21 protein-coding genes are annotated in these 21,921 nt (G+C 45.0%); 12 read left to right on the top strand and 9 right to left on the bottom strand.

The features are described 5' to 3' along the window. Positions 1-371 precede the first annotated feature (371 nt). From OPS25_RS13790 to OPS25_RS13780, 3 genes are all read right to left on the bottom strand, one after another. On the bottom strand, positions 372-959 hold the full coding sequence (locus OPS25_RS13790) for an urea carboxylase-associated family protein (RefSeq protein WP_265618361.1): 588 nt from the start codon (positions 957-959) through the stop codon (positions 372-374). Position 960: 1 nt separating this feature from the next. Beyond that, positions 961-1,623: a guanitoxin biosynthesis heme-dependent pre-guanitoxin N-hydroxylase GntA gene (gntA, locus tag OPS25_RS13785; RefSeq protein WP_265618360.1), complete on the bottom strand. Its 663-nt coding sequence runs from the start codon at positions 1,621-1,623 to the stop codon at positions 961-963. Positions 1,624-2,249: 626 nt separating this feature from the next. Continuing rightward, positions 2,250-4,277 carry a hybrid sensor histidine kinase/response regulator gene (locus tag OPS25_RS13780; RefSeq protein ID WP_265618359.1) on the bottom strand — a complete coding sequence of 676 codons (2,028 nt, stop codon included), beginning with the start codon at positions 4,275-4,277 and terminating at the stop codon, positions 2,250-2,252. Between the two features lie 289 nt (positions 4,278-4,566). On the opposite strand from OPS25_RS13780, the gene OPS25_RS13775 reads away from it, so the two are divergent. After that, positions 4,567-4,938: a hypothetical protein gene (locus OPS25_RS13775; protein WP_265618357.1), complete on the top strand. Its 372-nt coding sequence runs from the start codon at positions 4,567-4,569 to the stop codon at positions 4,936-4,938. A 110-nt stretch (positions 4,939-5,048) separates the two neighbouring features. Here the strand turns inward: OPS25_RS13775 and OPS25_RS13770 are convergent, their stop codons facing one another. From OPS25_RS13770 to OPS25_RS13755, 4 genes are all read right to left on the bottom strand, one after another. After that, on the bottom strand, positions 5,049-5,591 hold the full coding sequence (locus tag OPS25_RS13770; RefSeq protein ID WP_265618356.1) for a DUF6470 family protein: 543 nt from the start codon (positions 5,589-5,591) through the stop codon (positions 5,049-5,051). Positions 5,592-5,631: 40 nt separating this feature from the next. Then, a complete protein-coding gene (locus OPS25_RS13765; protein ID WP_265618355.1) occupies positions 5,632-6,417 on the bottom strand; it encodes a PRC-barrel domain-containing protein in 786 nt (261 codons plus the stop codon). Between the two features lie 460 nt (positions 6,418-6,877). Next, complete coding sequence (locus OPS25_RS13760) at positions 6,878-7,285, bottom strand: hypothetical protein (protein WP_265618354.1); 408 nt, start codon at positions 7,283-7,285, stop codon at positions 6,878-6,880. Positions 7,286-7,340: 55 nt separating this feature from the next. Then, positions 7,341-9,050, bottom strand: coding sequence for a coiled-coil domain-containing protein (locus OPS25_RS13755; protein WP_265618352.1), 1,710 nt, complete (start codon positions 9,048-9,050; stop codon positions 7,341-7,343). A 259-nt stretch (positions 9,051-9,309) separates the two neighbouring features. Between OPS25_RS13755 and OPS25_RS13750 the strand changes: the two genes are divergently transcribed. From OPS25_RS13750 to OPS25_RS13735, 4 genes are all read left to right on the top strand, one after another. After that, positions 9,310-9,819, top strand: coding sequence for a DUF421 domain-containing protein (locus OPS25_RS13750; protein ID WP_265618351.1), 510 nt, complete (start codon positions 9,310-9,312; stop codon positions 9,817-9,819). A 138-nt stretch (positions 9,820-9,957) separates the two neighbouring features. Further along, complete coding sequence (locus tag OPS25_RS13745; RefSeq protein WP_265618350.1) at positions 9,958-10,236, top strand: ZIP family metal transporter; 279 nt, start codon at positions 9,958-9,960, stop codon at positions 10,234-10,236. Positions 10,237-10,509: 273 nt separating this feature from the next. Further along, complete coding sequence (locus tag OPS25_RS13740; protein WP_265618349.1) at positions 10,510-11,412, top strand: SDR family oxidoreductase; 903 nt, start codon at positions 10,510-10,512, stop codon at positions 11,410-11,412. A gap of 24 nt (positions 11,413-11,436) precedes the next feature. Next, positions 11,437-12,918, top strand: a complete 1,482-nt coding sequence (locus tag OPS25_RS13735; protein WP_265618348.1) for an FAD/NAD(P)-binding protein — start codon at positions 11,437-11,439, stop codon at positions 12,916-12,918. On the opposite strand, the gene OPS25_RS13730 is transcribed toward OPS25_RS13735, so the two are convergent. Then, on the bottom strand, positions 12,889-13,329 hold the full coding sequence (locus OPS25_RS13730) for a hypothetical protein (RefSeq protein ID WP_265618347.1): 441 nt from the start codon (positions 13,327-13,329) through the stop codon (positions 12,889-12,891). The two genes, OPS25_RS13735 and OPS25_RS13730, sit on opposite strands and share 30 nt — an antisense overlap. Before the next feature lie 126 nt (positions 13,330-13,455). Between OPS25_RS13730 and OPS25_RS13725 the strand changes: the two genes are divergently transcribed. From OPS25_RS13725 to OPS25_RS13710, 4 genes are all read left to right on the top strand, one after another. Then, the gene (locus OPS25_RS13725) at positions 13,456-14,268 is read left to right on the top strand and encodes a hypothetical protein (RefSeq protein ID WP_265618346.1); all 813 of its coding nucleotides are present in this window, start codon (positions 13,456-13,458) and stop codon (positions 14,266-14,268) included. Positions 14,269-14,604: 336 nt separating this feature from the next. Then, positions 14,605-15,342 carry an AraC family transcriptional regulator gene (locus OPS25_RS13720; RefSeq protein WP_265618345.1) on the top strand — a complete coding sequence of 246 codons (738 nt, stop codon included), beginning with the start codon at positions 14,605-14,607 and terminating at the stop codon, positions 15,340-15,342. Positions 15,343-15,444: 102 nt separating this feature from the next. Then, complete coding sequence (locus tag OPS25_RS13715; protein WP_265618344.1) at positions 15,445-16,371, top strand: DMT family transporter; 927 nt, start codon at positions 15,445-15,447, stop codon at positions 16,369-16,371. Positions 16,372-16,477: 106 nt separating this feature from the next. Beyond that, positions 16,478-17,017, top strand: coding sequence for an isochorismatase family protein (locus tag OPS25_RS13710; protein WP_265618343.1), 540 nt, complete (start codon positions 16,478-16,480; stop codon positions 17,015-17,017). A 115-nt stretch (positions 17,018-17,132) separates the two neighbouring features. Here the strand turns inward: OPS25_RS13710 and OPS25_RS13705 are convergent, their stop codons facing one another. Next, the gene (locus OPS25_RS13705) at positions 17,133-18,890 is read right to left on the bottom strand and encodes a monovalent cation:proton antiporter-2 (CPA2) family protein (RefSeq protein ID WP_265618342.1); all 1,758 of its coding nucleotides are present in this window, start codon (positions 18,888-18,890) and stop codon (positions 17,133-17,135) included. A gap of 466 nt (positions 18,891-19,356) precedes the next feature. On the opposite strand from OPS25_RS13705, the gene OPS25_RS13700 reads away from it, so the two are divergent. The 3 genes from OPS25_RS13700 (at position 19,357) to OPS25_RS13690 (ending at position 21,856) form a co-directional block, all read left to right on the top strand. Then, positions 19,357-20,202, top strand: a complete 846-nt coding sequence (locus OPS25_RS13700) for a DUF5694 domain-containing protein (RefSeq protein ID WP_265618341.1) — start codon at positions 19,357-19,359, stop codon at positions 20,200-20,202. A gap of 257 nt (positions 20,203-20,459) precedes the next feature. After that, positions 20,460-21,050: a hypothetical protein gene (locus OPS25_RS13695; RefSeq protein ID WP_265618340.1), complete on the top strand. Its 591-nt coding sequence runs from the start codon at positions 20,460-20,462 to the stop codon at positions 21,048-21,050. A 251-nt stretch (positions 21,051-21,301) separates the two neighbouring features. Further along, positions 21,302-21,856: a carboxymuconolactone decarboxylase family protein gene (locus tag OPS25_RS13690; RefSeq protein WP_265618339.1), complete on the top strand. Its 555-nt coding sequence runs from the start codon at positions 21,302-21,304 to the stop codon at positions 21,854-21,856. Positions 21,857-21,921 lie beyond the last annotated feature (65 nt).

Genomic DNA, 21,921 nt, shown 5'->3' with positions numbered 1-21,921 from the left:
GAGGTAAAATGCTAAAAAATGACAGCTATTTGTGCAACATTAAAAACGATTATTTCTGCGCATGTTCTAGTATGGCCATGATTCGAGCCTGTGAGGTCTGCGTGCATCCGATTGCACCTTCGCTGTTCATACAAAAGCATTATGTGCTGTGAGTTTCTCTACCATACCGAATAACTCTCTTATTGATAAGGAGTTGCCGACTGGGCCTCTGCGATAAATAAAAAATTCATAGTCACTATCGGTTTGCCACAGCCAAGTTTAATAAGCGAGCCTACGCCGGCTGTCTAACCCTTTAGGGGTTCTCCCCAGGTTTTACGGACACATCCGTAAAGAGGCGTACTATGCCTAGGAGGGTTGCCACGCCTTTTCCTTCAGAGGGGATCTAATACCGAATAATGGATAGGTTTATACTTAAAATTGTTGGATTCTCCCGCTGAACATGCAGTAAGACCCACGATAAGGTCCATCTTCGCTTCAAAGGTGGTGTAGTCGCCCGCCTTACTCGTTGGCGGTAAGACTGAAATTCCACCGTTTTTATCTATCTCGACGTTCATAAAAATGTTAAAGGTGGTCCCCACATAATGCTCCGGGATATTAAATTCACTAAATGCATGGACTAAATTGCCATAACATCCTGGCACTGGCTCTTCATCGGGATAAAAGTGTCTGAACGTATCTTTACTGCAGGGTGTGAGTAAGAAATCGTGTCGCTCTACGGTATCTTCCACAATTTCCAGCATAATATTACTTTGGTTAGAATAGAGCTTTGACCCCTTTCCGAAGGCCACGCTTTCATTGTAGTCAAGGGAACGCCCTGAAGATAAAAACTCTTCTTTGTTGTCCAAATTAAAACAATAAATGTCCGAAACCTGCTCACCTTCGGGATCGATAACCTTCAGGCGTTGACCTTTCCTTAAAATAAATGCTGTTCCACTGCGAGGTTTAATTGTGGTTTCCATATTATTCCTTATGTTTAAACGGGCACTTCCACCCTGCTTCAATCTGTCGGCCACTATACTGATAAACTTCAGAGCTTTCCCCGTGTGTGGCCAACATGGGGTTCGGCGAACCAGAATACTTCTCATCCCGTTGACGAATAGTATCCCGCAGCCGGTCAAACCGTCCCATTTCACGTAGGTGTTCAAATTGCGCATGTAAGTTAAATACGATGGCGGGATATCCAAACCGTCTGCTTTTACGGGAACTATTTGGATTAAGACCAATTATAAAAAACCCGTGTTCGCCGATGGAAAAACTAAAGTGTGCGTGGTCAGGATCCTTCGCAACATCAGGATCCCATTTGCATAGTGCACTATCTAAATTATGCATCGCCTGTAATTTCTTCCAGAGCGCCTGTTCAAATTCAATCTCATCAAGATAATCCGTGGTTTCAAAAACACTGATAAATGAAGAATACATGGAGCGGGAAATGTCGAACTCATCAATAAAGTGATACAGGTCCCCTAATATATCACCGGTGTTATCCTCTGCGCAGATATCACCATAGCAATTGATGTGGATATTCTCTTTAGTTAACGCGGTCTTCGCTCCGACACAGGGAAACGCATCTTCGTTAACAAAATCTATCAATTCATCTTCAATAAACGGTTTTCTGCAACTCATCAATATTGTCCGTGAAGGGCAAGGCAGAACTACTTATACCTGCGTCAGTTTCATATACACTCATGTCATCTGGATTAAGCTGGCCCTATCGCCAACCATTTATCGCTTTGATAATTCACAACAATGACACCTCATCGCGCCGTTCCACCTTGTCCGTTCTATAGAAGGAGTTTCCCCATTACATGAGCAAAGGCGGTGCAAATTAAAAATCATTGTCGCTCGGTAAAGCAGTGCTTTCACAGCGAGGACTATTTGCCGTAACCACAAATCGTATAGACACGCTCCTCGAATCAGAAGGGAGTGTGCGAGGGGATGACGTGCACCCATTTCCCCATTAATCACCCTGATTACGCTACCAGATTGCGTCTCATTCATTTAGTCTGCTAAAGGCCATGTCGCTGTTAAAAATTTCAAGTGTCTGAAAAGTGCAAAGAGTGCGCCACCAATAATTAAACTAAAATAATCAATAGGTTAAAATTCTTAGAGACGTTAGGTTGTGGCAATCCTGCTCACAACGTGTAGATTTTTCAGAAGTGCCTTATAGATGATTGGTTTTTGTGTAAGGAGAATAGCCCAGTGGATGGTTGGATAAACTTAGGGAGCGTATAAAAAATAGGTAACATCTTTTAGATGTTGTATTCCGGTTCTGCTACCAATTTCATCACTTTAAACACTTCATGGGCACTTACCGGCTTGGCGAGAAACCCGTGCATACCCGCTTCTTTGCACTCTACTTTATCTAAATCGGAGGTATTGGCAGTTAGCGCGATAATTTTACAGTCTGGCGAAATGATCGACTCGTTGATCAAGGTTCTGGATGCGGTCATACCATCCATTTCTGGCATGACACAATCCATGAAAATAAGATCATATTTATCGCGCTGACATTTAAATACCGCGTCTTTGCCATCAATGGCAAAGTCTGCGTGAACCCCAACTCGTTGTAAAATTGAATCCATCACCATGCGGTTAACTTCAACATCATCGACAACCAGCACCTTCAGTTTAGCTTGGGAAAAGTCGGGTAACGATTTATCTTCATCAGTAACGAGCTGAGCATTGCCGCGAGGTAGCGTCAGCGTTATTATCACTGTCGTCCCTTCCCCTTTTTCGCTCGAAAATTCAATCTTCCCGTCCATCAGGTCGAGCAGCTCTTTGACAATAGCCAGCCCTAAACCTGTGCCGCCAAATTTGGATGCAATGCCTTTTGGCCCTTGGGAAAAGGGCGAAAATAAGGAATCCAGAGTTTCATCGGTCATGCCAATACCCGTGTCACGGATGATGACTTTTAACAAATAGGTAGCGTCCCCTTTACTTACGGCATTGGCTTTCAGGGTCACACCGCCCTGCTCGGTAAACTTAATGGCGTTAGCCAGGATATTGGAGACAACCTGACGCAAGCGGGTAGCATCAAAATATACCCAGATATCGGACGCAATATTACTTTCGTTAGTAAGCGTAATAGACTTGGCGTCACACACCGGATGATAAAGCGAAACAAGGTCTGCAAGGAGTGACGAAAGAGAAAAAGCGGAGGGTTCCAGTTTCATCTCGCCGTGATTAAGCTTTGTGTAATCCAACACTTCGTTAATTATGTCCAGCAGCACATCTGAACATCGCAAAGCCACTTTCAAATTTTCCATCCGTTCACTATCATTTTTATTGTCGAGCGCCGCGTTTAGCATACCGATAATGCCGTTTAAAGGGGTGCGAAGTTCATGACTTATCTTGGCAAAAAGCTGGCTGCGCTGATGAAGTAACCGTTTTGCAGCTTCTCGTTCTTCTTCTATTTGGCGTCTTTGTAATACCGTGTCGGTAATATCCTGAATGGTGCCATACAAACGGCGACATTCATTTTCAACAATGTCAGCGCTTCCTATAGCCTTAACCCACACCACATTATTTTTCGCGGTAACCAATTGGGTTTCGACGCTATAGCTCTCTCCCGTGGCTATCGCATGCTCTACCGCATTGACAATTTTGTCCCTGCTTTCCCCTTCTTTGTAAAAACTGATCGCTTTTTCCAACACTGGTTTATGATTCTGGGGAACTTCATGAATCACTTTGGTCTGATCGCTCCAGCTTAGCTCGTTAGTACGCATATCCAGCTCCCACGTACCTATTTTGGCCACTTGTTCAAGACGGGCGAGCATTTGGTTGTTATTGTTGAGCTGTTTAACCGTCACTTCACGGCTTATCTCCGAGCCTACCCACTGGGCAAATAGTTCAATGTAATCGAGTTGTTCTTTGGAAAAAGGACTTGTGGGCCGTGTAGAGGAAAAATTTACCGTTCCGTAAATTAGCCCGTTACAATAAATGGGTGCGCCAATATAGGCTTCTAATTTAAAATTTTGATAACAAGGATGAGATTTAATTGACGACTTACCGGTGTGATGAAATGCTATCGCTTTGTTAGCGTCAAGTGCATGAACACAGTAAGTATTCCCCAAAGGAAACTCAGTTCCTTCCTCAATTTCGTTCCCCTCTGACTCAAACACGGTGACAGTATAAATACCATCATGGATCCAGCTAATGATCGCCATATCAAGCGCAAATAATTTCAGCCCATATTGAAGCAGGGCTCTCGCTTTACCTTCGAAGTCTAACGATTGATTGGTGACAATATCGTGAAAGGTACGTAATACATTAGCCACAAGGTGCTTCCTCTAAATACTTTAATAAAATAAAGCGTTTAACCATCCATATGTCAAACTGGTTTTTGGCAGAACGCTCTCTCACCTCATTCCTTTTAACGAGGTGTATTATGATCGTTAACGATGAGCTTATTCGGTTTACCGCTTCCTTCTATTTTGATACTTCGCGCATTAAAAATCGTTCACAAATTGAGTGCTGTACAAATTTCATCCGTTTGTCTAATAGCGGATAGGTAGGGTTTAGCGCTATAGTGAACGAGTAAAAGATAACTATTAGGTTACAATTAAGATGAACCCTAGTGATAAACGGTTTTACTTAGAAACTAAAGGTTATACGATCATTGATTCTCCAGCCGGAAGCTGGGCGCAGCGTGACCATAATCAATGGCACGCCCAAATTCTTTCTCAGACTAACAACTGGCAAAAATGGCAACTATTGCTTAACCCTCGCCCGTGTTTCGGGGTAACGCCTGGCGTAGCAAGGTTATTCGCTGATTCGCTGTGTGAGTTTGAGCGCAAAGGTTGTGAATTTATGGGGCTAAACGCCCGTTGTGTGTCTGCTCGGATCTGGTATGCTGCGGTAAGTAAATATCCCCACCCGACATTGTGCTTGGGAAAGGGCGAGGAAGATTTTTCGGTATTGTTTGAAGCTATCGCATAATTATTTCCTTCCCATAATACGGATAGGTGAAATTAATAGTTTTCTGAGCTGGCTTAAAGGGAGTGGCGGGCGATGAAAAATTCACACCGCCTACCAATCTCTTTTTAAAATTAGCGTTTCTTATTCACCGCTACTTCCATGTCTGCTTCTTCCACTTCTACTTCTGGATCAGGCTGGTCTATATCAACCTTCGGTTGCTCCTGGGCGACATCCACAGCTGGCTTTCCAGGTTTAACCTTTACCCGCGGTTCTGTCTGAGTGACTTCGACTTCAGGCTCAGGTTGATCGATAGTAATATCGGGATCCTGTGTGCTAATGGTGACCTCAGGTTTTGGCTGACGCACAGTAATTTGCGCCGGTTTCTGATTAACGGTGACTTGCGCAGGCTTTTGAGTTACCGTTATTTTATCCCCTTTCGGGGCATCACTGGCGGCGACATCTTTGCCCTGATTCGCTTCAAAATAGCGCGCTAATTCTGTTTTATCGAGCTCACCGTTTCGGTTGATGTCATATTTATCTAACACTGCTTCGTAGTCAGACTTTGGTGACAACACTGTAGAATCATTCTTTCCCGTGGAAAGTTTATCGTCGGCGGCCACCACCCCAAAGGCTAGCGCAGCCATGCTAAGTGAAGTTAACGTAAAACTTTTCATAATGTCTCCTTCTAATTCAAGATTATCAGATTGACAGTGGCTATCGATTCATACTGATCAACTCATCTACTCGCTGGTCTTTTCGTGACAGCTCAATGTAAAGCTCTTCATTAAATGGTGGTAAACTATCGGCGGTTTTATTGGTCATCCATACCACCTCTTCGCCTTGAAGCTCCACCTCATTTAGAGACAGAATGGTTTTTTCTGAACCGAGGCCTAGCACTCCTCCCGACTCGATGACCAGAGAGAGCTCGCCATCATTCGATTTAACAATTTCCTCGATACTACCTATCTCATCTCCTTGATGGTTTTTCACGTCTTTACCTTCAAGTTCTTCGAGGGTCAGATGATTAATTGAGGCTATATCGCTATCTTCGCGCAACTCACCTTGTTCATCCTTTCTCACTACTGCAATCTCAGGCTCGCTTTTTTCGATATGAATTTCAGGCTCTGCCTTATTGACGGTTACTTCGGGCTCCGCAGCTTTTACTGTAACTTGTGGCTCAGCCTGAACAACATTCACCTCCGGCTCTTGCTGTTCAATATCAATTTCAGGTTCTTCGTAGGCCACATCTACCGTTGCTTCCCCGACTTCTACATCTACCTGGGGATCTTTCTGTGCTACGTCCACCTTCGGTGCTGGTTGCTTAACTTTTACATCTGTCTCACCCTTTATGACTTCTATTTCAGCCTTCTCTGATTCCACTTCAGATTGTGCCAATCCGACAGTCGGAAATGCCAATCCAAGCGCGAGAGTTACTGCACAGGCGACACTGTGAGTACGTCCAACGTGTTTCAGGGCCTGTTTGTCTTGGTTAATTTTCATAACGCCTCCTTATGGATGGTTTAAGAAAAATTCATTTATTCACAGCAATATGCAAACCGACGTACTTGCTGGTTTGACAGCTGCGAAGAAATACAATCAATTTTCACCAGTTACAAAATTCAATTTATGTATAAAAATCAAAAAATTAACTTGGAAAAATGGAAGTACGAAATTAGGCTGGCGAAAAATTAAACTTTTGTAAGGCGTTAATTTCGATTAGAACCGAGGCGACTTGGAGATGCGATAGGGGGTTTTGGTAATAATTAGAGTAAAAATTACAAAGTCATTCTTTCATTTGAAATACGAATCAACCGACCACCGCGTGTTCTCAAGTGAAGACCACTTAGGGAGGGTCGTCTCCGAGGTTATAACCATTTCAAACAGGAGTCGAATATCCCTTTTTACCATTAAGCTGGCAACGAAAAATTTCCTTATTTTACACCTATGGGTCTATAACAAATCAACGAGAGAATATACTGTAATAATGAGTGGCCGACCAGGTAAGCATCGTAAAGCCTGTTAACGAAATCATATCGAGTACAAGTGCGATGTTTTCTTTAGGTGTTGAGACAAACGCGCCTAAGGTAGTAAAGCTGCTTGCGGAGAGGTGCAGATACGCCTGAACGGAGCCGCTAAAATCTTCCTCAAATCCCCTTAGGCCTACTACTTCATAAGCGATAAAGAGATCAAACGCAAACCAGACAATTTCAACGCAATGGATACAAAAGATACAACTCACCACCGTCACATTCCGTTTAAAGCCCTTACTGAATTGCTCGGACAAAGAAGTAACAGCTCGTAGGGTATAATAGTGAAAGGCGATTACCATCAGGGTCATGATAAAACTACCGGCGATTGCAATGAACATGAGCCCTCCGGTGAGGAAGCACGCATGCGTACATGCGTGCTTTGTAGGTTAGCGATTAAATTAAATTACTGGCAAGGGCGCCGGCCAGTGCGGCGGCACCAGCACTGGCTAACGCACTGACAAACAACCACCAGGCCGCAGACGCAGCGGTAGCTCGTACCGCCTCTGCTTCTTCAAACGCCATATGTTTAAGTTCGTTAATACGCTTCTCAGCCTCTGCCTGCATCTTGTTAATCCGATCAAGGAGATCAGCTTTGGCTTCCTCAAATTTTGCCATATATTGGTCAATATCTTTTTCGTCGATTTGATCATTGTTGGTTAACAATGCTCTAACGGTTTTCTCATCCATTCTGCTCAACCGTTTTGATAGGACCTGAGGTGCCATGGAAGGATCGTTAAGAATGGCCATGAAATCATTCTTGAGGTCGCGATATCTGAGCTCAGGACGCTGCATGCGGTCGAACCATTGCTGTACCCGCTGTTCGGCCTTACTTCTTCTCGCTGGCAGATTCGGGGTAGCGCTACCTGAACTTGAATCTGACGTATTGTTGGCAAACTTTGACAAAATTTTGTCATACGCTGAGAGGACTTTTTCCGCTTTCGATTCATCCATACTGTCATGCGCTGCCAACATCGCTTTTATCGAGTCACGATCTAGCTGACTTAGACGATTACTTAATATGCGCTGAGCACTGGCTGGATTATCAAAGATGGTTTCCAGATCGCGTTCGATTTCTTCGGAAGAAAGTTCTTCCCTCCCTGTTTTATCAAGATAGGCACGGACTTGTTCACGGTATTTACGCCCCTGCTCTTCATCGCCCGGCGACAATTTATCAAATGCAGCGGTAGCTCTAGCCTGATGGGAGTCGTTTTCGCGAATAGAGGCTTTTATGTCGTCTAACGAACTGGACAATTGCTTCTTCTGCTCTTCATTTAAAGAAGGGCGATTACTTGCTATATCCAAAATCAACTTTTTGGTTGTATTGGGATCATCAGTTACATACTGTTCTTCTACTTCAATTTCATCTATAAGCTTTTCTAATTCTTTCCTAAAATCTTTGGCTGAAAAGCTATCAGATGTAGCACGGTCAATATACTGCTTAATTTTGCTATCCAGGTCGCTGGTATCGAATTCTTTTTTCACCTCATCGTGAATGGCTTTAACCGTTTCTTTGGCAAATGAACGGGCTTTTGATTCATCGCTGGTAGAAAATACACCCGCTACCGCGCTGGAGGTACCGGCCAACCCTTTTTGGATCAACGAAACCAGGTTGCCGCAAATTGCAGTGGTTAGTTTCACATCCACCATCAGTGCCAACAAAAAGAAAAATGCCCATACCACTAACCCCAAAATAGCGCCGTTTAATGCGCTGCTCACCATACTGAGGTCAGTTGCCAGCCACACTGCCACAAAAAGCGAGATAGACATGGTAATGGTGGTAAACAGGCCTAATCCCGCTGTTACCTTTCGGCCCATAGACTTAGTGGAACTGGAGCTATCAGAATTAGATGATGACGAAGAGGATGAGGATGAACCTGAAGTATTTTCATAGTCCCTCACATCTCCTATCGCGGTAATTCCCAGGGCAATAGCTAAGTTGCTTAATAAAAACTGAATCCCTACGGCAATCATTACTCCAGCGATAAGGCTAATGAAAAAGTGCCCTGCCAGGGAATTACTCAGTTCAAAATTTGTTTGTGCGAACACGCTATTGGAGCACAAAAGCGTGGCCATGGCTGTTGCTGAAAGAAATATTCTACGCATAAGTTAATCCTTTTTCATAAGCTAACTCATAGCGCCTTTTTCTATCTAACCAGAGAGGAAACACAGACTACGCAAACATGTGCTACAGCACCTTTGAACCTGGAAAGCTCCACAGAGAAAAGCCTAGAGTTCAATAAGTTGGTTTCATCATATATAGCAGTAAGTGAGATTTTAGATCACTTCCTTTAATGAACTATCTTGGGTGAGTTTGACTATACTTTATCTTCGACTTATCAAAACCTTGGTAATTATAGACCGTATGGAAAAGAGTGTATCTATTCTGGAAGTAGTCACTGCGACCTCTTTGGCATATTTTGTGGTGGTGTTGCTGATATTAATCGTGGGCAAAAGAGCCAGTGCAAAGCTTAATAATTTTGACTGGATCGTCACCGTTGCCATGGGCGCATTATTGGGCACGACGGCATTAAATAGATCCGTGTCGATCTGGGAAGGCGCCACGGCAATATGCTGTTTGTTCGTCCTCCAGTATGTATTTACCTTCTTATCTGTCCACTCGCGCGTTTTTAGAAAATACACTCAACATGCACCTTCTGTTTTAGCGTTAAATGGTGAATTAATTGATTCGGCGTTGGTACGCCATCGGGTTACGCCGGCGGAAGTGCGTTGTGCGATTCGCCAAAGAGGCTATTGTGACGAGAAAGATGTGGACGCGGTCGTGCTGGAAGCGTGCGGTGAGCTTAGTGTGATTAAAGCTGATGATCACTCAGTAAATATCGAAAAACGGCTCAGGCGGGATTGTTCAGAGTGAATGACTGCAGGGTGTGAGGAGAGACAGATAGTGTTCACTAATTTTAATATGGCTGCAACGGTACACGCGTTGACGAACCACATGATAGATAGCAGATGACAAGTAAGAAGTGAAAAGTGACAAGGGACAGCGCGTCCAGTGAGCCAATGCCATACAACCCGCCATGTAATGAGAATCTCTGGGGTGGGCCTCAGCACTGTACTTAAGTTTACTTGGGGGATTATAGGTTATTTATGGTCGGTCGATTCGCCGCTCTTTGTGGCCGCGATAATGTTAATCGCCTCAGGCGGTATTTTATACACGTTGTTTCAGGACATGGCCCCTCAGGTAGCTATGAAAAACCATTGGTTCCCTCCTATGGGGGCCATCATCGGATTCACTGTTGGTGTCATTGGAATGATGCTAGAACAAAGTTAACCCGCACTCCTGCTATGCGCGTGGGTTGTCCCAAATAGGGTTTAACTTTGTACTTCCTTCAGGTTTTTCGATTGCCATCTCGGCGGTAGTAGCGAGCTATCAAAAAAAGCTCTTAAGGTTAGTCATGACGAAAAAACAGTAATAGTCGTCAGCTCACGGCAACTGTTTCTGCATATTAAATAAACATTAAATGCTTATAGACACTAAACCGGCGCGATCCCATTTGTGTAGACATGAATGATATCTGCATTACTTTCGCAAAAGGACACTGGCATGAGTGAAAACAATCAATTTACGATGCAAGATCCCCGCTATCAATATCCTCCAGGGGATACTGGCAAAAATTCTAACCAGCCCGATCCCGCCCTAGACGAAATACTTCAACCACAAGCTGAGCATGGCGATAGCCTGTATCGAGGTAAAGATAGGCTCAGCGGACGAAAAGCGCTGATCACGGGAGGCGATTCCGGAATAGGCCGCGCGGTTGCCATTGCGTATTCTCGGGAGGGGGCCGATGTGGTGATCAATTATCTCCCCAGTGAAGAAAAGGACGCTCATACCCTTATTGAATTACTTACCTCTGAAGGAAAAAAAATAAAAGGGATACCCGGCGATATTAAAGATGAAACGTTTTGCCAAACGCTGGTGAAGCAAGCTGTCGACTTTCTAGGCGGAATAGATATTCTGGTGAACAATGCGGGCAAACAGCAACATACAGAGTCGTTTGAAGAATTATCTTCCGAGCAGTTTCGCACCACCTTCGAAACCAATATTTTCTCGATGTTTTATATTACCAAGGCCGCAGTGAAGCATATGCCACCAGGGGCAACTATTATTAATTCTACTTCAATCCAGTCGTATCAGCCTTCCGCCGGTCTGCTGGATTACGCGTCGACGAAAGGAGCAATTACTGCGTTTACCCAAGGTCTTGCCAAAATGCTGATTGAAAAAGGCATACGGGTGAACGGTGTGGCGCCGGGCCCAGTGTGGACGCCGATACAGCAAAGCGGTGGTCAGCCGGCTAAGAAATTAGATGGGTTTGGTGAACATGTCCCGATGGGACGACCCGGGCAACCGATTGAACTTGCCCCTGCTTACGTCTTTTTGGCGTCGCAAGAGTCCAGTTACATGACCGCTGAAATTATTGGCGTGACAGGTGGGGAGCATTTACCATAAGGGCACATTGCGGTATACACTCCCATGGGTAGCATTTCACTTCACGCGGCAGGACAACCCAAGATAGCAGTAATAGGCGCGGGCCCTGCCACCGTCTATTTGCTTTATCATTTGCACATGCTGGCGCTTTCAGATGTGGAACTCGACATTTTTGAAGCGTCATCGCAGGTAGGATGCGGGCATGCGTTTAGTCACGAAACCAGTTTTCCGGGCTTACTTTCTAATTTGCACCCAGATGACATACCTCCTCTATTGCTAGACTTTGGTGAATGGAACCATACATGCGGTGACCATCGGAATTACCCTCTTCTTACTGTATTACCCCGAGCCTTAGTGGGGAAATTTTTAGAGGCTAATTTTAATGCGTTGATAGAAATACTGTGGCAGCGCAATGTGCGTGTCACCGTACATTTGGACAACCCTGTCACGCGTATTTCTGAATCAGAGAAAGGGTGTCAGCTACAAACTGGTGGAGTTTGGTACATTGGATATAGGGCCATCGTCAATAACGCGGGGTTAACTAATTCCATGAGCCAATCACCTTATCCGTTGAAGCCCGCATGCCTCACGGGCAAGTCTCACTATACTATCTTCGGCAGTTCGCTAACGGCGGTGGATTCCATTTTGACCATCGCTCACCTCAATGGGTACTTTACAGACAACTCAAAACAGGTAATTTATTCCCCTCATCGGGAATACACTATCAAGGTACTTTCTCCGTCAGGCGTATTCCCCAGCTTATGGTATCCCAGCTCCCATCAGGCGCGCATTATGGCATTCATGAAATCAAAGCTGCCTGCTAAATTCGAGCACTTTGAAGCGCTCTATGAAGCCGTATGTGAGCCCGCCTTCGCTCATTATTGCCCACAGGTATACAAACAAATTGCATCAATGAAGTTCAAACAAGCCCTGGCTTTTTTGACTAATACCTCTTCACAGTGTGACGCCAAACGCAAGTTACAGTGTGAACTGGTTGCATACAGCCGGGCCAAACATGATCAGTATTGGCATTGGCATTGGCAGGAAATATTGGACGCCTTCCTTAGCCTGGTTGAAACGCTTTACGCTAATGTCGCTTATGCATGGCATAGTGAGTTTAAAGATTTTCCGCATTCGCTTGTGGCTAAAGCGCTCGGCGCTTTGCCGCTGGAAAATGCATACAAGTTGTGGGCGCTTTTAGAAAGCGAAGTTCTGCGCGTAGAGCGAGGATGCTTCATACCACCAAGCCGCTCTCAGGATAGTAGCGACACGTTTACAATAGATTGCAGGGGTATTAGCCCTCCTCCACTAAAGCAGCGAACGCCCAGACTGCCCCCCCTTAGTGAGGGATCACTGACCTCGCATGAGCATCTTTACGTCGGCTCCCCTCATCAGCGTTCTCACCACGCAGCGCTGCCCGGTTTGGATGTATGCGATCGCTTAAACCGTCAAATCGCCAGTAAACTTGTGAAAACGTTCGATTCCAATACTCCCCATCTATCGCTGATGAACATTAAAAATGTTTAGCCTACCTTGCTCACCCAATAGCTGTTCAGCTTGCTGACACAGAAATTCCATGGATTCACTTACGATGAAATCAAAGTCGGCAGGAGTGGCTTTCACACTATGATGGAAAATTTTTGCATTGGTATGAGTCGCCAGCAACAGTATCCCGATACAACCGTGCTGGCGTAACTGGGGTAAGCGTTCCCCAAGATTTGTTGCAGCACTGGCGGATATGGTTAAACTGCTATCAGGGATCGAAAAGATCACCCATTTATCGAATTTTCTTCCTTCTTGGATTATCGCTTCAAACCACCCATTCACAGCGTTTTCGTCGTATACATTACTGGGTATATCAAATAACACGTTGTCAACGGTGAATAAACGATACTGGTGTCTGCTGGAAACCACGTTTTTTTGCTCGTTTTTCGTCATTTTATATCTCAAGCATAGATTATCTATTCCTACATATTATTAAATATCTATTTTGCAGTATTACCATTGAACAAAAGTACTAATTTTCAGGTATAGACAATACTTTCCTTAGCCAAAAGGATGCCAATGACTTCTCTAAAAGATACCCAGCAGCTCCCTTCACAAGGCACATTGCATCACGTTAATCTTACCTTTCATGAGCGCTATGCAAAAAGGAAGCACGTCTTCAGGGAACAGATTCTAGGAGGCGAGTATCAGCTCGTTATCCGCATGGATGACCGTATTATCGCCCAGTGTGGAAAAGAGGTGGATGAGCATGAGGTAGTGGGCCCACATTATCATGACATTAAAGCCGCAGCCCACTTACCTTTACTATTGATGTACGCAGACAACTATGGCGAGATTCTCGATTTTATTCGCGCGCACAAAGATGAAGCGCATATGTCAGTTATTCGGGAATTGTTTTGTGTGGTTGAGGAGTGGGCAGTCAACCCCCAGCACAATGAGTTTATCGATTTGACGACCTTGAAGTCCACTTTGGCTCCTCTTTTCGCTAGGGCCATGGATACCGTGGCTAAGGAAGAAATTGAGAAAACGGTGGCGGTGTTAAATAAAATCAACTCTCAGGCTAGTTTACCGTTAGATAAAACCTTTTTTATTATTTTTGGGTCGCACCAGGCACGCTATAAACAACTGGGAAAGATGATCATCAAAAAGTGGTTTACCCAACAAACAGAATGTTACGGCAAGGTGGAACATCATGTGCGTTACTGCGAAGGAGGTAAAAATATCGATGATGCGCTGGATATTGTGTGTACAGCGCTTGCCGACAATGAACTGGCCCATGTGTTTTTGGGGGAACAGTTTGCGCTTAACCAAGATGTGGTAACACAAACTGCGGAAAGACACTTATCACAGTTTTGGCCGACCGACGATTAACGCCGACTAGTTTGCATAACAAATCATGTCTCATGGTAAATAGGAGAAAGAGAGTAAGGGAGTGTGTCTGGACGACAATTGACAGGGCCGCCACGTTGTATCTTGCCGAGCCCTCAGCGAGAAACAACGTTTACCCGCTGACCGCACCGATATGCTCCACCTCTTCGCTGGGTAATACGTCTACATTCACCGTGCTGGTGGAGAGGCGCGCTTGTTTACCTTGCTAATGACTTATTTGTCGATGCCTGGTTAAGGCAAAGCCTTTCTAAGGGCGGGAATTCCTGAGGCTGTAATGATTAGCACTTTAAGCTAAGATGCCCCTCATGCATAATAATAATGTTTCTTCTGATACCTCAATCGCATTTCATGAAAGCCAGCTTATCCATTCGTTCTTACAGCACCAAGCCGACTCAACATTCGCACGAGTTTCATCAGTTGGTCATGCCGCTGCGGGGCGTTATTTCCATTCAGGTAGAATGCTTTAACGGCAAAGTTTCCCCTGGCGAATGTGTGGTGGTAAGACGGACCGCAACCCACTTGTTTACAGCAGACTCCTTGGCGAAATTTGTGGTCGCTGATTTGCCTACCCTTCCTGATAATATTCTAGCCTACCCGGGGGTGGTCTTTTCTCTCAGTGCCCCGCTAAGCTATTATTTGAGCTTTGTCGAACAGCAATTGGAGCAGCAAATTAATCCTGCTTTAGAGCAGTCAATGTGTAGCACCTTTTATCAGTTGCTCGATGGACAGACACTACTGCCAAGGATTGACAGTCGTATCGCAAAATCTATTTTGTTTATCGCCCAGCACCTCGCTGACAAGCTCAGTATCACGCAGCTAGCGCAGCAGGCGTGTTTAAGTCCTACACAGTTTAAATCGTTATTTAAGCAGCACACCGGGTTAACACCGATGCGATATGTGACGAAAGTGCGTATGGAAAAGGCTCAGGCTTTGTTGACACATACCGATTATCCCCTACAACAAATTGGGGAGCAGGTGGGCTACCCAACCCTTTCCACATTCAGTCGGAAGTTTTCCCAATATTGTGGCTTCGCGCCCACTAAATTCAACCGTTAATGTTCGCCTCACCTGACAAATAAACCGGCCTTTTTGTCAAGTCATACGAAAAACAAAGCTTTACTATAGCATCTCTTAAGGATGCATTTTGAAGAGCTGTCTATGTCATTACATACCGTTGAGAGGAAAGGAATATTTGCCATTGTTTTGGCAAGCGTACTATGGGGCACCACAGGGACTGCGGCAAGTTACTCAGCCGATGTCAGCCCGCTTGCTATTGGCGCTTTCGCAACGGGATTTGGTGGCATATTGATGCTGATAACGGCGTGGCCTGGGCTGAAAAAAGATAAAGCTAAATTGCTGGCTTACCCATTTCTTTTTATAGTAGGAAGCGCATGTGTGGCAATTTATCCGCTTGCTTTTTATTCTTCCATGCGTCTTTCAGGAGTAGCGATTGGCACTGTGATTTCCCTTGCCAGCGCGCCGTTTTTTGCTGCCGTAATAGAGTGTCTTTATAGTAAAACGCGCATTTCGTCTCGTTGGTGGTTTCGATTTCTTATCGGCGCTATTGGAATAACCTTATTGGCGCACGGAAAGATGCCTGGACCATTAACAATAAGTCAGGGGCATGTGCAAGAGTTGGGGATCCTGCTGGGACTGGTTGCCGGATTAACCTATGCAGGGTATTCCTGGGTAGGGAAGCAACTAATAAATCGAGGGGTAAAGGCGCAATCGTCCATGGCGGCATTGTTTGGTGGCGCCGCCAGCCTTCTTGTTCCTTCGCTGTTGCTGACCGGAGACAATCTGTTTGCAACGCCTATACATATCACTGTCTCAGTTTACATGGCACTTGTTCCTATGTATGCAGGATATTTGCTGTTCGGCTATGGCTTGACCTCGGTAGATGCCAGCAATGCTACCTTGATCACATTATTCGAACCGGTGGTGGCAACCTTATTGGCTATTCTCTTGCTGGGCGAAAAGTTTGATATGTTAGGTTGGGTTGGTATGGGAATGATTAGTCTCTGTCTGCTATTACATTCTTACCCGCAAACAACAGCAGCGAGGCAAAGCACAAGGCACCGTTAATTGCAAAGCCTGGCAAAGAAGGATATTTTCATTGAGGGACTTAAGCCGGATCACGTATAAGAAGAAATTTGCTGGATAAGCCCCCCTTACTTATCGGATTGATGAAATGATTAAAGCTGAAAACTGTGGTTTATTGGTGGTGGATGTTCAGGGAAAACTGGCAAACTTGGTGTGCAATAGCCAAACCATGCTATTCAATATACGCGCGCTGATCCAATGCTGTCAGGTGCTTTCGATTCCGGTGGTGGTACTGGAACAAAATCCAGATGGTTTAGGTGCAACCCACCCGATAATCCTGAACAGCTTACTCAGTTATGAACCATTCGAAAAGTCGCACTTTAATGGGTTAAATGAACAACATATTAATACCCACATTTCCCAGCTTAATAAACCCACTTGGTTGGTTGCCGGTATTGAAGCACACATTTGTGTGTATCAGACGGTTAAAGGGTTATTGGCCAAAGGTTTGACGGTTGAAGTAGTAGCTGATTGTATTGCGTCCAGGTTGCCGGCAAATGTTAATCTGGCCATTGAAAATATGAGACTAGCTGGGGCGAATATCACGGGCTTAGAAATGTGTTTGTTTGAAATGATGCAGAGCAGCGATAACGTGCACTTCAAAGAGATCTTAAAACATATTAAGTGATAGAGACCATTCGTGCTGAAGAACGTTCTGATCTGATGACATTGTTTACCGAATTTAAACGCCTAAGCAAACAGACGACAATTTAAGAAGTTGAATCGATGATGTGCTAATGCAGCTACTTCAGATTTTCCGCGTCCTCATTAAACAATGACTCCAGCTGGGCACGTCCTTTGCCACTTAGTTTAATTAACTCCCGCTCACCCATTTGTTGCTTTTTCGCCGTGTCCAAAAGTTCCTGATCATGCCGTGAAAATATTGAGATCATTCTGTCGGCTTCGTTTTCGCTATATCCGTATGCCTGCAAAAGGAAATCTGCCGCCTCCAGACTACCTGCCCATAACTCACGAACAATATAGCTCACCTCTAATCGGTGCAGCTCTATCGCCATGGTTCGGTTTCGCGCGCGAGCAACAATGTGAATATCCGGAAATTGCTCCTTGACCATTTTAGCTATGGTGATGGCAGCGTCTTGATCATCCACCGCTATAAGCAATACCCGCGCTTCTTCTATGCCGGCTTTTTTAAGGAGGTCGCGTTTGGTGGCGTCTCCGTAGAACACTTTGTTGCCAAATTTATTGACGAACTCGATATGTTCAGCATTGATGTCCAAGGCAGTGAACGGAATATGATTGGCTGCTAATATTCTGGCAGAAATTTGGCCGAAGCGGCCGAAACCGGCGATGATGACTCGAGGCTCTTCTTCCGCACGATGATCGTCATACACTCTGGGACAGTGCTTACTATGAAATAAGTTACTGTAGAGAATGACCATAGGAGACGTCAATGCCATGGATATGCCCACAACGAGGGTCACCTGATTAGCAATGGTTGCATCCAACAACCCGTTCCCGGTGGCTTGCGTCATAACCACAAACGCAAACTCACCGCCTTGAGACAACATCAACCCAATTCGCAGTGCGTCGGTGGACGTTTGCTTGTTAAATTTTAAAATTACGAAAATGATTGATGTCTTAATCACAATCAGCGCAATACTGCACGCAACAATAAAAGCGGGTTTTTCTATCAACAAGCCCATATCTAAATTCATGCCAATCGCGATAAAAAATAAACCTAGCAATAAGCCTTTGAACGGTTCAATTTCAGCTTCCAGCTGGTGTTTGAAATTAGAATTTGCCAGTAACATGCCGGCCACGAAAGCGCCCATGCCCATCGAGAGTCCTGCTTGCTGCATTGCGAGTGCGGTGGCGGCGACAATGAGTAAAGATGCTGCCGTCATAATTTCCTCACTACCGTAGCGAGCGATGACACGAAGAAACGGGTTTAATAAATAACGTCCAGCGATTAACACGCTCACTATGCCCATAACGCTGAGCCACCAGGGCGAATCTGTAGCGCTTGTTCCTTTGGCCAGTCCCGCTACCAGCAACAAGATAGGAATGACAGCCAGGTCCTGCATCAGCAACATCGCGAAACCCAGTTGGCCTGGGGGGGAAGTGAAGATGCGTTGTTCTTTCATAAGCTGAATTGCAAAGGCGGTAGACGAAAGAGCCACTGCCAGTCCGATAACTAAGGCATGCGGAGAGGACAAAGATAAAAGTGCAAAGCAGGCTACGCCAAGGACGGCGGCGCTTGTGATTAACTGCCCTCCTCCACTTAAACAAATGTGATAACGCATCCGCCAAAGTTTTTGTGGCTCAAGCTCCAGGCCAATGATAAACAATAAGAGCACCACGCCTAGTTCAGCAAAATGTAAAATTGTCTCAGGGTGCCCAATAATATTTAATGCAAAGGGACCAATAATCACCCCGGCAACTAGATAACCTAGGATGCCCCCCAGTCTCAGACGTTTGAAAAGAGGGACAGCAATCACAGCTGCAGCCAGAAACACTGCGATGGAAGTAAGTATCGTCATGTTTAACTCATCATAATCATTACCACGACTGGCGGGGAATGCAGGTTAACCTTCTACTGCATGGATAAAAACTTGCTGCCCATACTTGCTCACGCTGGGTGTGGAAAATTACCCCTAACACCTGATTGTCATTGTCCATCTTCAGTGAGCCCTGGATGAGTGTTCAAATTAAAGAGCCTGGTCGCAACTTATTTGTTTTTATAGGTTAGCATTGCGCGTAGCTATCGGATATTAAGTGTATTGCTAAGAATGGTCAGAATGGATCAGAACTGCACAGATTGGTTTTGCCTGAGATATTCGCGGCTCTCACGCTATGCTGTTCCTTCTTTCTCGTTTCCGTTAGAACGGCGGATGGAAGAGTGCGGTGGTTGCTGTATTTTCCCCATTAACTGGCTGTTACAAATAGGAACTGAAGGACACCACAAATTTTGCTAGCCTGCCCGTCATCATAATAAAGGTGAGACTGATGAAAAAAGCGTTGATATTTTGGACAATGTTAGCAGCGTCGTTACCCATTGACGCCTCGGTAAAAATACTGCCGGTGGGAACCTTTCATTTCGAATTCCCTAATCTTGACACTCAGCAAGTTGCAAGCAGCGATCAAATTGATGTGTTAGATCCGGCTTATCAAAAGCAGATCGAAAAGATAGTTGAAAGTTTGCGTGGGTTTAACGCCGATTACGTGGTGGTGGAGCACAAAATCGACCACGCGAAGGAATTGCACGAGGCCTATCGCAGTTATCTCAACACTAACCAACTTCCCGGCCGTTCTGAGACTTATCAGTTAGGATTCAGGATCGCAAAATCATTGTCATTAAGCACGGTTTACGGTGTGGATACATGGGGAAAATTATACGATACAACCGCTGAATATCTGGCTGTCGATGAAACTAAAAGTAGTTTTAGCCGGTTCTATACTCACCCACCCGACAAGGCATTGAAAATATCCGCCGGGACGCCGGTTTATAAGGAGCAAGGTATTGCCGAGGAATTAATCAGGCTGAACCAAGCTGACAGAATCCGTCAATCCCTCGGGAATTACTTGGTGGGTCACTTTAAGTACGAGACTGCATCACAGCCCTATTTTGGCGCCGACTTCGAAAGCGGACGCTGGTTTAATCGAAACCTGCGTATCTTCAGAAACTTACAACGATTGCCTTACCAACCAGGAGACAAAATTATTCTTATCTATGGTGCGGGCCACCTGAATATACTGAATTATCTGTTTGATGCGTCTCCCGAATTTGAACGCGTCTCTGCGTTACCTTATCTTGAAGCCGCGAAAGATTCTTATGTGCATAGCAACGACTGACTCCTGAGAAAACGTATTGCATGGATTAGGAAATCATAGGACGTCTAGATGTCAGGGGTTGGGATGTCCTTGCCGCTTTGCGCAGAAAGTCTACGGAAGGGGCTGTCCGGGGGCGCGCCTTTTTAACTTTCGCCGCGATCTGATGGCGTGTCCTTTATATATGAGCTTTCACTTTGTAAGCTGTGCTAAAAACCACTATTGATCTTCACCTGTTAAGGTATAGTAACGAAATCACGTGTCCATGAAGAATAAACACAATGAAGTTTTATGCCCTTTTCGCTGGATTAACGCTGGCCTCGATGCAAAGCCTCGCCGCGCTTCCTTCACTGAATTCTCACCCTAATCAACAAGCTTTTTATGATGCGCTCTCCTCGCTGTGTGGAAAAGCATTTGCAGGTCGCATCGTAACGGATACCGCCCCCTCCGCTGCTTTTCAGAATAAAACATTAATCATGCATGTGAGCAAGTGTAACGATCGTCAGATTTTCATTCCTTTCCATGTGGGTAAAGATCATTCTCGTACCTGGATTATTACCCGAACCGGTAGTGGCTTAAGTTTAAAACATGATCATCGGCATAAAGATGGTAGTGAAGATGAGGTTACTATGTATGGCGGTATCACCAGCGGGCCTGGATTCGAGCAGGTGCAGGCGTTCCCCGCCGATAGTTATACGCAGTGGATGTTTGCTGAAAAAGGATTGCCACAATCCATAGGCAACATTTGGAAAATGTTCGTTTACCCTGACAGTTTCAGCTATCAACTCGTTCGTGAAGGACGGGAATTTAGAGTAGATTTTGACCTGACGCAGCCTGTGGAAACACCTCCAGCTCCATGGGGAACGCAATAGCAGGTTAAGGACCAAAGGGAACAGCGGCTATTTAAACAGTCCCTACACAGGATGTACTAATGCATGGCTAAATGGCCGGATACTTCCCCCTTACCCAGCTTTTTTCTAGCCCATTCTTATGTCAAATAAACGATTATTAGTTATGGTTTTCTTAAAATAATTTAACACCTTTATTGAAATTTACGCCGTATCTACTTTTTCCACATCGTTACTCGATGTTTACAAAAAACACGTCAAAAAGGATACGATTAATGACTACCTTTACCATACATACAAAAGATTCTGCGCCAGAAGATTCCAAGCCTTTACTCAAAAAATCTGAAGATGAGATGGGAATGATCCCGAATCTTCACGGCATAATGGCTGAATCTCCAGCCACGCTGGAGGCATATCAAACGCTTCATAGGCTGGCTCAGGAAACCGCATTCAGTAAAGCAGAGCTCACCGTCGTTTGGCTAAGCGTTAGCGTGGAACATGGCTGCGGTTATTGCGTCCCCGCCCATACTGCTATTGCCAAGAAGATGGACGTAGATGACGAAATCATTACCGCCTTGCGAGAGGAAAAGAAGTTACCGGACGAAAAGTTAGAAACGTTAAGACAAACCACGCGTTCGATTTTATTAAACCGTTCTAATATTTCGGATAGCGAACGTGAAAATTTCTACAAGGCAGGCTTTACCCATCAGCACCTTTTAGAAATCGTCTGTGTGATGTGTCAGAAAATCATGAGCAACTACATTAACAATCTCGCGAAAACGCCACTTGATGACCCTTTTAAGGATTTTAAGTGGAGTAAAAACGACTAATTTGTGAGGTGATGTGAGGGCGTTTCACGTTACGTTTCTTACATCTCACTTTTCAATTCTGTGGG

The sequence above is a fragment of the Alteromonas aquimaris genome (assembly GCF_026183695.1).
Lineage (GTDB): Bacteria > Pseudomonadota > Gammaproteobacteria > Enterobacterales > Alteromonadaceae > Alteromonas > Alteromonas aquimaris.
Note: the sequence above shows the minus strand (reverse complement) of the source record. Positions and strands in the feature narration are given on the sequence as shown.

Bases quoted from the DNA above. Each gene is read 5' to 3' on its own strand.
- OPS25_RS13760 (WP_265618354.1), bottom strand. From the start codon at position 7,285: ATGTTCATTGCAATCGCCGGTAGTTTTATCATGACCCTGATGGTAATC.
- OPS25_RS13755 (WP_265618352.1), bottom strand. From the start codon at position 9,050: ATGCGTAGAATATTTCTTTCAGCAACAGCCATGGCCACGCTTTTGTGC.
- OPS25_RS13740 (WP_265618349.1), top strand. From the start codon at position 10,510: ATGAGTGAAAACAATCAATTTACGATGCAAGATCCCCGCTATCAATAT.
- gntA (WP_265618360.1), bottom strand. From the start codon at position 1,623: ATGAGTTGCAGAAAACCGTTTATTGAAGATGAATTGATAGATTTTGTT.
- OPS25_RS13765 (WP_265618355.1), bottom strand. From the start codon at position 6,417: ATGAAAATTAACCAAGACAAACAGGCCCTGAAACACGTTGGACGTACT.
- OPS25_RS13790 (WP_265618361.1), bottom strand. From the start codon at position 959: ATGGAAACCACAATTAAACCTCGCAGTGGAACAGCATTTATTTTAAGG.
- OPS25_RS13690 (WP_265618339.1), top strand. From the start codon at position 21,302: ATGACTACCTTTACCATACATACAAAAGATTCTGCGCCAGAAGATTCC.
- OPS25_RS13735 (WP_265618348.1), top strand. From the start codon at position 11,437: ATGGGTAGCATTTCACTTCACGCGGCAGGACAACCCAAGATAGCAGTA.
- OPS25_RS13730 (WP_265618347.1), bottom strand. From the start codon at position 13,329: ATGACGAAAAACGAGCAAAAAAACGTGGTTTCCAGCAGACACCAGTAT.
- OPS25_RS13705 (WP_265618342.1), bottom strand. From the start codon at position 18,890: ATGACGATACTTACTTCCATCGCAGTGTTTCTGGCTGCAGCTGTGATT.
- OPS25_RS13700 (WP_265618341.1), top strand. From the start codon at position 19,357: ATGAAAAAAGCGTTGATATTTTGGACAATGTTAGCAGCGTCGTTACCC.
- OPS25_RS13770 (WP_265618356.1), bottom strand. From the start codon at position 5,591: ATGAAAAGTTTTACGTTAACTTCACTTAGCATGGCTGCGCTAGCCTTT.
- OPS25_RS13750 (WP_265618351.1), top strand. From the start codon at position 9,310: ATGGAAAAGAGTGTATCTATTCTGGAAGTAGTCACTGCGACCTCTTTG.
- OPS25_RS13775 (WP_265618357.1), top strand. From the start codon at position 4,567: ATGAACCCTAGTGATAAACGGTTTTACTTAGAAACTAAAGGTTATACG.
- OPS25_RS13725 (WP_265618346.1), top strand. From the start codon at position 13,456: ATGACTTCTCTAAAAGATACCCAGCAGCTCCCTTCACAAGGCACATTG.
- OPS25_RS13715 (WP_265618344.1), top strand. From the start codon at position 15,445: ATGTCATTACATACCGTTGAGAGGAAAGGAATATTTGCCATTGTTTTG.
- OPS25_RS13695 (WP_265618340.1), top strand. From the start codon at position 20,460: ATGAAGTTTTATGCCCTTTTCGCTGGATTAACGCTGGCCTCGATGCAA.
- OPS25_RS13710 (WP_265618343.1), top strand. From the start codon at position 16,478: ATGATTAAAGCTGAAAACTGTGGTTTATTGGTGGTGGATGTTCAGGGA.
- OPS25_RS13720 (WP_265618345.1), top strand. From the start codon at position 14,605: ATGTTTCTTCTGATACCTCAATCGCATTTCATGAAAGCCAGCTTATCC.